Annotated in this window: 8 protein-coding genes and 1 CRISPR repeat array; of the genes, 6 read left to right on the plus strand and 2 right to left on the minus strand. The window is 62.1% G+C overall.

Annotation, left to right across the window (positions count from 1 at the left end; genetic code table 11):
• The first annotated feature begins 3 nt into the window (after positions 1-3).
• From cas4 to PHV01_RS10545, 5 genes are all read left to right on the plus strand, one after another.
• Positions 4-639: a CRISPR-associated protein Cas4 gene (cas4, locus tag PHV01_RS10525; RefSeq protein ID WP_337291121.1), complete on the plus strand. Its 636-nt coding sequence runs from the start codon at positions 4-6 to the stop codon at positions 637-639.
• The gene (gene cas1c, locus PHV01_RS10530; protein WP_337291113.1) at positions 636-1,670 is read left to right on the plus strand and encodes a type I-C CRISPR-associated endonuclease Cas1c; all 1,035 of its coding nucleotides are present in this window, start codon (positions 636-638) and stop codon (positions 1,668-1,670) included. Before cas4 ends, cas1c begins: the two co-directional genes overlap by 4 nt.
• A gap of 8 nt (positions 1,671-1,678) precedes the next feature.
• Positions 1,679-1,969, plus strand: a complete 291-nt coding sequence (gene cas2 / locus PHV01_RS10535; RefSeq protein ID WP_337291114.1) for a CRISPR-associated endonuclease Cas2 — start codon at positions 1,679-1,681, stop codon at positions 1,967-1,969.
• A 196-nt stretch (positions 1,970-2,165) separates the two neighbouring features.
• Positions 2,166-5,032: direct repeats of the CRISPR family, unit length 32 nt; unit sequence GTCGCCCCCCGCGCGGGGGCGTGGATTGAAAC.
• A 13-nt stretch (positions 5,033-5,045) separates the two neighbouring features.
• Entirely contained in the window at positions 5,046-5,276 is a 231-nt protein-coding gene (locus PHV01_RS10540; RefSeq protein ID WP_337291115.1) for a DUF6516 family protein, read from the plus strand.
• Positions 5,273-5,635 carry a hypothetical protein gene (locus PHV01_RS10545; RefSeq protein WP_337291116.1) on the plus strand — a complete coding sequence of 121 codons (363 nt, stop codon included), beginning with the start codon at positions 5,273-5,275 and terminating at the stop codon, positions 5,633-5,635. The genes PHV01_RS10540 and PHV01_RS10545 overlap by 4 nt, the downstream gene beginning before the upstream one ends.
• Positions 5,636-5,744: 109 nt before the next feature.
• Here the strand turns inward: PHV01_RS10545 and PHV01_RS10550 are convergent, their stop codons facing one another.
• On the minus strand, positions 5,745-6,152 hold the full coding sequence (locus tag PHV01_RS10550) for a type II toxin-antitoxin system VapC family toxin (RefSeq protein WP_337291117.1): 408 nt from the start codon (positions 6,150-6,152) through the stop codon (positions 5,745-5,747).
• Complete coding sequence (locus tag PHV01_RS10555; RefSeq protein ID WP_337291118.1) at positions 6,127-6,378, minus strand: AbrB/MazE/SpoVT family DNA-binding domain-containing protein; 252 nt, start codon at positions 6,376-6,378, stop codon at positions 6,127-6,129. Before PHV01_RS10555 ends, PHV01_RS10550 begins: the two co-directional genes overlap by 26 nt.
• Positions 6,379-6,601: 223 nt before the next feature.
• Here PHV01_RS10555 and PHV01_RS10560 point away from each other — a divergent pair.
• Positions 6,602-8,590 (plus strand): ABC-F family ATP-binding cassette domain-containing protein (locus tag PHV01_RS10560; protein ID WP_337291119.1); only part of this gene is annotated, 1,989 nt, incomplete at its 3' end.

The raw sequence follows: 8,590 nt of genomic DNA on the forward strand, positions 1-8,590 counted from the left end.
GCCATGTATCCGGAAGCCGACCTTGTCCCGCTCTCGGCGCTTCGCCATTACTCTGTCTGCCCGCGGCAGTGTGCGCTGATCCACGTGGAGCAGATCTGGGAGGAGAGTCGGCTCACGGCTGAGGGGCGGATACTCCACGAGCGGGTGGATGAGGGCGGGGCGGAGAAGCGGCGGGATGTGAAGCGGGTGTTCGCGCTGCCGATCCGGTGTCTACGACTGGGGCTCGTGGGAAAGGCCGATGTGGTGGAGTTCCACCGACAGGCCGATGGCTGCTGGATACCCTACCCCGTGGAGCATAAGCGTGGCCGGAGGAAGGAAGAGGACTGGGACCGGGTGCAGCTTTGCGCCCAGGCGCTCTGCCTTGAGGAGATGCTTGGCGTCTCGGTACCGGAGGGTGCGCTCTTCTATGGGAAGGAGCAACGGCGCGAGGTCGTCGCGATCAATGACGAGTTGCGTCGGGAAACCGAGGAGATCGCTGCCGCCGTGCATCGGATGCTGGCAGACGGGCGTACGCCGCCGCCCGAGTACGCCCCCAAGTGCGATAGTTGCTCACTCGTGGATGTCTGCCTTCCGCAAGGTGTAGGGGGGCGAGGAAACCGAGTGGCCCGATATCTGACGAAGGTCCTGGAAGAGCCATGAAGAAGCATCTGAACACGCTGTTTGTCACGACTCAGGGCACGTACCTCTCGAAAGAGGGCGAGTGCGTGCAGGTGCGGGTCGAGGGGATTGACAAGGCCCACATCCCCATCCACACGTTGGGCGGTATCGTCTGCTTCGGTAACGTCCTGTGCAGCCCGTTCCTCCTCGGTCACTGCGCGGAGCATGGGGTGGCCGTATCGTTTCTGACCGAGAATGGCCGGTTCCTGGCCCGCGTCCAAGGTCCCGTGTCGGGCAATGTGCTGCTGCGGCGCGAGCAATATCGATGGGCCGATGATCCCGCGAGCAGCACACGGATGGCGCGATATGTCCTTACCGGCAAGCTCGCCAATTCTCGAAACGTCCTGCTGCGGGCCGCCCGCGACCACGGGGATGACGGGAGGGATGAGCCTTTGCGTGCAGCCGCTCTGCGCCTGGCGGACTGCCTGCGTCGACTCGAGCGTCAGGATTTCTCGCTCGACGAGGTAAGAGGCATCGAGGGTGAGGCCGGGGCTGCCTACTTCGGCGCCTTCGACGCCCTGATCACATCGGACGACGAGGCCTTCCGGTTCAAGGGCCGCAATCGCCGGCCGCCCCTCGACCCGACCAACTGCCTGCTCTCATTCCTGTATACCCTGCTTCTGCACGACATCCGAGCGGCGTTGGAGTGCGTGGGCCTGGATCCGGCAGTCGGCTTTCTGCACCGGGATCGGCCCGGCAGACCTGGGCTTGCGCTGGATATCCTGGAAGAGTTCCGGCCCGTGATGGCGGACCGGCTGGCCCTGTCGCTCATCAATCTGGGTCAGGTGAAGGCGAAAGGATTCGAGACACTCGAGTCCGGTGCGGTGCTCATGACGGACGACACACGAAAGGAGGTGATCCTCGCCTATCAAAAGCGGAAGCAGGAAGACGTGGAGCACCCGTTCCTCCAGGAGAAGATGGCCGTGGGTCTGCTCTGGCACGCCCAGGCCCTGCTGCTGGCGCGCCACATCCGTGGGGACCTGGACGGGTACCCGCCCTATATCAGGCGGTGAGGTGCTGAATGTTTGTACTGGTGAGCTACGACGTGAACACCCAGGACGCGGAAGGTCGGAGGCGTCTGCGAAACATCGCGAAGACGTGTCAGAACTGGGGGCAGCGGGTGCAGTTCTCGGTCTTTGAGTGCATTGTCGATCCGGGCCAATGGGCGGGATTGCGCGCGAAGCTCATCGCAATGATGAATCCGGAGAAGGACAGCCTGCGGTTCTATTTCCTCGGCTCGAACTGGAAGCATCGCGTAGAGCACGTGGGCGCCAAGCCTACGCTCGACCAGGAGGGTCCCCTTGTTTTCTAAGGCGGAGTGGATTGAAGCTTGCGCGAACCTCAAGCTGACAGAAACACCCAGGGGGATTCGCGGTGCCAGATCTCCTTATGAATTCTACAGATTTTGGAAAACCGCCATCCTGCGCAAGGATAGGAGAAGCCGCGAAGCAGCGGTTCGCGTAAGCGCCCTGGATTTCGCAGGTGCGGCGCGGATTTAAAGAAGAACGGTCGCCCCCCGCGCGGGGGCGTGGATTGAAACCAGCCGCGTGCCGAATTGAATCGGCTTGCCAGGGGTCGCCCCCCGCGCGGGGGCGTGGATTGAAACTTCAACGACCGGCGTTATTTATAAGGGGACTAATGTCGCCCCCCGCGCGGGGGCGTGGATTGAAACGCCGTCAATGAGATCCTGGAGCACATCGGCGGGGTCGCCCCCCGCGCGGGGGCGTGGATTGAAACAGCGTGTGACTCTGCGGCCAGTTGTTGCCGTGCGTCGCCCCCCGCGCGGGGGCGTGGATTGAAACTCAAGAGCGAGCCGTTGACTTGGCCGAGCAGGAGGTCGCCCCCCGCGCGGGGGCGTGGATTGAAACTATGACCGTCGCCTTCTGAACGCTAAGGACTTGAGTCGCCCCCCGCGCGGGGGCGTGGATTGAAACGCCGGATGCGTCCATACGCCACCAACCGTGACCCGTCGCCCCCCGCGCGGGGGCGTGGATTGAAACACCGATAGTAGTACATTCGCTGGAGGGGTTGGCGTCGCCCCCCGCGCGGGGGCGTGGATTGAAACAGGCGTTCTCGTTGAATGACCTGCTGAAGGAAGGTCGCCCCCCGCGCGGGGGCGTGGATTGAAACGTGTCTATCGTGTCGGCGGGCGCGATGTTCCGAGGTCGCCCCCCGCGCGGGGGCGTGGATTGAAACTAGTGTCCACGTCGTATACCGAGCCCCGAGTTCTGTCGCCCCCCGCGCGGGGGCGTGGATTGAAACAAGTGACTGCAAGGCTTCAGCATCCCAGGTCGCGTCGCCCCCCGCGCGGGGGCGTGGATTGAAACAACTATTGTGACTCCTAGTCTACGATTCCAATCAAGTCGCCCCCCGCGCGGGGGCGTGGATTGAAACAATGCTGGTGTGTATATCGGGACAGCGGGCGCGGTCGCCCCCCGCGCGGGGGCGTGGATTGAAACCTTGAATCGATCCAACAATGCACCCATTCCCTCTGTCGCCCCCCGCGCGGGGGCGTGGATTGAAACAACTATTGTGACTCCTAGTCTACGATTCCAATCAAGTCGCCCCCCGCGCGGGGGCGTGGATTGAAACAAGGAGCCGTCGAGTTGGGCGGGGATCGGCGTGGTCGCCCCCCGCGCGGGGGCGTGGATTGAAACTGGTAATGGTGGAAATGGTGGTGGTGAATATCCCGTCGCCCCCCGCGCGGGGGCGTGGATTGAAACTCGATAGCCGCCATAGAGCCAACGCGTGACCTGGGTCGCCCCCCGCGCGGGGGCGTGGATTGAAACTTGACCTCGGCCATGTGCGAAGCAAAGTTCGGTGGTCGCCCCCCGCGCGGGGGCGTGGATTGAAACCGCGCACTAGCGATCGCAGATCACCTTAAAACCCTGTCGCCCCCCGCGCGGGGGCGTGGATTGAAACGGGATGTGCAGTGTGGAACGTACTTCAAGGCATCGGTCGCCCCCCGCGCGGGGGCGTGGATTGAAACATTGACGGCGAGATACTGTTTGCGGTCCAACTGGGTCGCCCCCCGCGCGGGGGCGTGGATTGAAACTCGATAGCCGCCATAGAGCCAACGCGTGACCTGGGTCGCCCCCCGCGCGGGGGCGTGGATTGAAACTTGACCTCGGCCATGTGCGAAGCAAAGTTCGGTGGTCGCCCCCCGCGCGGGGGCGTGGATTGAAACATTGACGGCGAGATACTGTTTGCGGTCCAACTGGGTCGCCCCCCGCGCGGGGGCGTGGATTGAAACCAGTTATAAGGCCGCCGAGCCCATTCGCAATGTTGTCGCCCCCCGCGCGGGGGCGTGGATTGAAACCGTTCGTCTGACCTGGCCGGGCAAGAGCTTCGCCGTCGCCCCCCGCGCGGGGGCGTGGATTGAAACTTCGACAATCTCTTCCGTACTACTCTTCGCCATGTCGCCCCCCGCGCGGGGGCGTGGATTGAAACATCGCTCCCCCCTCGCCTCCAAGTCTGCTTTCCCGTCGCCCCCCGCGCGGGGGCGTGGATTGAAACTCGATAGCCGCCATAGAGCCAACGCGTGACCTGGGTCGCCCCCCGCGCGGGGGCGTGGATTGAAACTATCCAGATCCGATGCTCGTCGGCATAGTCGTACGTCGCCCCCCGCGCGGGGGCGTGGATTGAAACACGTTACAAGGGCGCGTCCGGGCTGAATTGATTGGTCGCCCCCCGCGCGGGGGCGTGGATTGAAACACATTCATCGCACATAACTGCCGTCCACGACGTAGTCGCCCCCCGCGCGGGGGCGTGGATTGAAACAAGCGGATTGCCACGGCCCGCGCCGATGACCCGGAGTCGCCCCCCGCGCGGGGGCGTGGATTGAAACAGCATAGCGTGTGTGGAGGATCATTAGGTCCTGCGTCGCCCCCCGCGCGGGGGCGTGGATTGAAACCCGATAGTTGCCTTCACACATCCCCAAATAATGTGTCGCCCCCCGCGCGGGGGCGTGGATTGAAACCGCTTTCTGTTGGGCGTCTCGGATCGCGCACCGTGTCGCCCCCCGCGCGGGGGCGTGGATTGAAACCGGGTACTGGGGCACCCGGCACCTAGCGCACTTGGTCGCCCCCCGCGCGGGGGCGTGGATTGAAACAAGGAGACGTTGGCGCGGGAAGGCCGCCGTAAAAGTCGCCCCCCGCGCGGGGGCGTGGATTGAAACGCTCCAAGATCGGCATCCCGTCCTCACTGATCCAGTCGCCCCCCGCGCGGGGGCGTGGATTGAAACTTTACATCCGGTATATCCGCCCGCGTGTCGCCAGGTCGCCCCCCGCGCGGGGGCGTGGATTGAAACTCGACGGAAATGGAAAATGGTGGCACGAACCTCGGTCGCCCCCCGCGCGGGGGCGTGGCCGGATGGTGCAGTTCGTGAGATGGTCATCTGGGGGCTCCCGACCGCTGATCCGGAGCGCCCTCACGGGCTGAAATACCGTTTGTATTATGGATCACCGGATGGAAGGTGCATGGTCCTGTATGATAACGAACGAGGCAAAGGGGACCATCGCCATTTCTGTGGGAAGGAAGCCCGCTATCACTTCCGGGATGTGGAGACGCTGGTTGCCCATTTTCAACGGGATATCAACCGCGTCAGGAGGAGTTCATGAGTCGTGGACAGATCAGGATTGGGGTCAAGGGTGAAGCCGCTATCAACCGGGAGTTTGTTGAGGCGTGGAAGCAGGCAGAACGAGGAGCGCTGAAAGAGCCGGAGGTCCACCTTTATTTCTTGAACGTGGCCACGTTACAGGGGGTCTTATCGGACCGTCGCGTGGCGCTCTTGAAGGTCCTCCGCCGATTCGGGCCGTCAAGTATCCGCAATCTGGCCACACAGGTCCGGCGCGACTACCGTAATGTGTACGACGACCTCCAGTTATTGCTCAAGGCCGGCCTGGTCGAGAAAGATGCCCGCAACCGCGTGATGGTGCCTTGGGACAAGATTCAGACCGAGATCGACCTGGCCGCATAATGGCGATCTGTCGGCGGGGGCGTGGATTGAAACGGTCAACGCTAGACCGGCCTGATCGGGGCAGCGGTGTGAGGCGATGATAAGCGACGAGCGAGGCGTGATAGGGCAGTTATCCGGCAAGCCAGCGGATCTTGATGAGATGCTCGACGGCCCGAAACTCCTGATCGCTGGTGAGGATGGTCGCATTGACCCGCTGGGCCGTCGCCACACAGAAGGCATCGGCATACGAGACGGTGTACTCGCTTTTAATCTCGGCCGCTGCCCGTACCAGGGAAAGATCCAGGGCTACCAGTTCCAGCGGTAACTGCTCCAGCCGGCCCAGGGCCTCCTCCGCCTTGGCCGCTCCGACCCGGCGCTTGACGACGTAGAAGAATTCTCCCCAGTTGATCCAATTGAGGAATGCCCGCGAGTTGGCCTTCTCCTGTTCGTAGAGGGTCGCTTGCACGCGCTGCCAGCCCGGTTCTTTGTGAAACAGCGCGACGAGCGCAAAACTATCGAGTACGAACTTTTCGCTCACGGCGCATTTCTTCCTGATGGTCGCGGCGGAGATCGGCCGTCAGCGAAAATGTCCCTTCGAGAAAGCCCGTAGCGGCGGCGATTGGATCAGGTGGCACCGGCGAGAGGATCAGCCGCCCCGCTTCCTCGGCCAACTGGATCTTCGCGCCCGGCTTCAAACCGAACTTGCGACGAAGCGCCTTGGGAATGAGAACCTGCCCCTTTTCTGAAAGGTGGGTAATGGGCATCGTAATTCCTCCATTTTCACGAAATTCTAACATATTAAATATTCGTGTGCAATTCCTACAGACCACCCACACATCGAAACTGACAGGACAGCCATTGAAGCGAGATCACCTCACCCGGCATTACCAAGTGAGGGATTTGTCCCCCGCGCTGGCGTGGGTTGAAACGCGCTTCGGATTCTCCACGTTTGACACCGCTACTTCAGTCCTCCTATACTGACACTATATGATCTCAATTCAACAGGTGTCAAAGCACTTCGGCAGCCGCGTGCTGTTCAAGGAGGTCTCCCTCCGAATCGGGCTTGAGGACCGGGTCGCGCTGGTCGGACCCAACGGCGCGGGAAAGACGACGCTCCTGGAAATGATCGCGGGGAATATCACTCCCGACAGCGGAGTGATCGCGATCAACAACAAGGCCGTCATCGGCTACCTGACCCAGGAGCTGGAGGCCCATCAGGGCAAGTCCCTGCTTGAAGAGGTTCTGGTCGGCGGATCGGAGGCGTCGTCTATCGAGCGTCATCTCCGTCTTCTGGAAGAGGAGATCGCCACGGCCCCACCCGAGGCGGTGGACGAGCTGTTGTCTCATTACGGTGCGCTTCAGACCAAGTACGAACAGCTCGGCGGGTATTCCCTGGAGGCCAGGGCAAAGGAGATTCTCTTCGGCCTCGGTTTCAAGGAGAAGCACCTGTCCCGACCTCTGGAGAATTTCTCCGGGGGCCAGCGGATGCGCGCATCGTTGGCCCAGATCCTCCTCTCCTCTCCGGATGCGCTCCTGCTGGATGAGCCCACGAACCATCTGGATCTGGAGTCGGTCATCTGGTTGGAAAAGTTTCTATCCGGATATGCCGGCGCGATCCTGCTCATCTCCCACGATCGGAATTTCATGAATCGTCTGGCCAACCGGGTGGTGGAAGTGGAACAGCAACAATTGATCGCCTACACCGGAAACTACGACCAGTTCGTGGCGGCCAAGGCTGAAGCCCGGCAGATATTAGAGGCCACCGCAAAGAACCAGCAGAAAAAGATTGAGGATACCCGGGCCTTCATCGACCGCTTCCGGTATAAAGCCACCAAAGCCCGCCAGGTGCAGAGCCGGATCAAGTTACTGGAGAAGATGGATAAGGTGGAACTGACTCCTGAGGCGAAACGGGTCCGGTTCTCATTTCCGGAGCCTCCACGGAGCGGCGAGACGGTCATCCGGCTGATCGATCTCGACAAATCCTATGACGACAATCCGATCTACCGCGGGCTGAATGTCGAGCTTCGCAGGGGGGAACGGGTGGCCCTGACAGGCCCCAACGGGGCGGGGAAATCCACCCTGCTCAAGCTTCTGGCCGGCGTCCTGCCGTTCGAGAAGGGTGAACGGAGGCTGGGCCACAACGTGACAACAGCCTATTATGCCCAGCACCAGTTGGAACTCTTGAACCCCGCCAACACGCTCCTTGACGAGATCACGTCTGCCGCTCCCATGGAAGAGTCGTCCTTCCTCCGGGCGATTCTGGGGCGGTTTCTCTTTTCCGGGGATGATGTGAAGAAGAGGGTCGCCGTCCTGTCCGGCGGAGAGAAAAGCCGACTGGCCCTGGCCAAGATGTTGATCCGTCCGGCTAACCTGCTTCTGTTGGATGAGCCGACGAACCACCTGGACATCCCCTCCCGCGATGTGCTGGAAGAGGCGTTGCGCGACTTTTCCGGGACGATCTGCTTCATCACCCATGACCGGCATTTTATCCGGGCCGTGGCCAACAGGATTATCGATGTCCGGGACGGAGAGGCTACGCCGTATGCCGGGGATTACGATTACTACCTCTATAAAAAGCGACTGATGGCGGAAGAGGCCGCTAACGGCGGCCAGACCGAACCCACTTCTACGGGCCTGAATACTGGGGGTACAATCCGCTCCTCTTCCGATACCCCTGTCTCCCCGGCACAGGGGCCGGGGGTGAACGAGGCGCGGCCGAAGGAACGGAAGACGAAGGAGCAGAAACGGGCTGAGGCCGAGGCGCGCAACCGGATGCACCGGAAGTCCAGCCCTCTGCTCTCGTCGCTGTCCAAAATCGAGGCGGAGGTGGCCGAGGCCGAGAAGGTTCTCCAGGATCTCTCCCAGGCTCTTGCCGACCCGGAGATCTACCAGAATAAGGAACGATGCCTTGAAACGCTGGATGCGCATACTCAGGCCAAGCAAAGGGTGGTGGAATTGACGGCGGAATGGGATCGA

The sequence above is a fragment of the Candidatus Methylomirabilis sp. genome (genome assembly GCF_028716865.1).
Classification (GTDB): Bacteria; Methylomirabilota; Methylomirabilia; order Methylomirabilales; family Methylomirabilaceae; genus Methylomirabilis.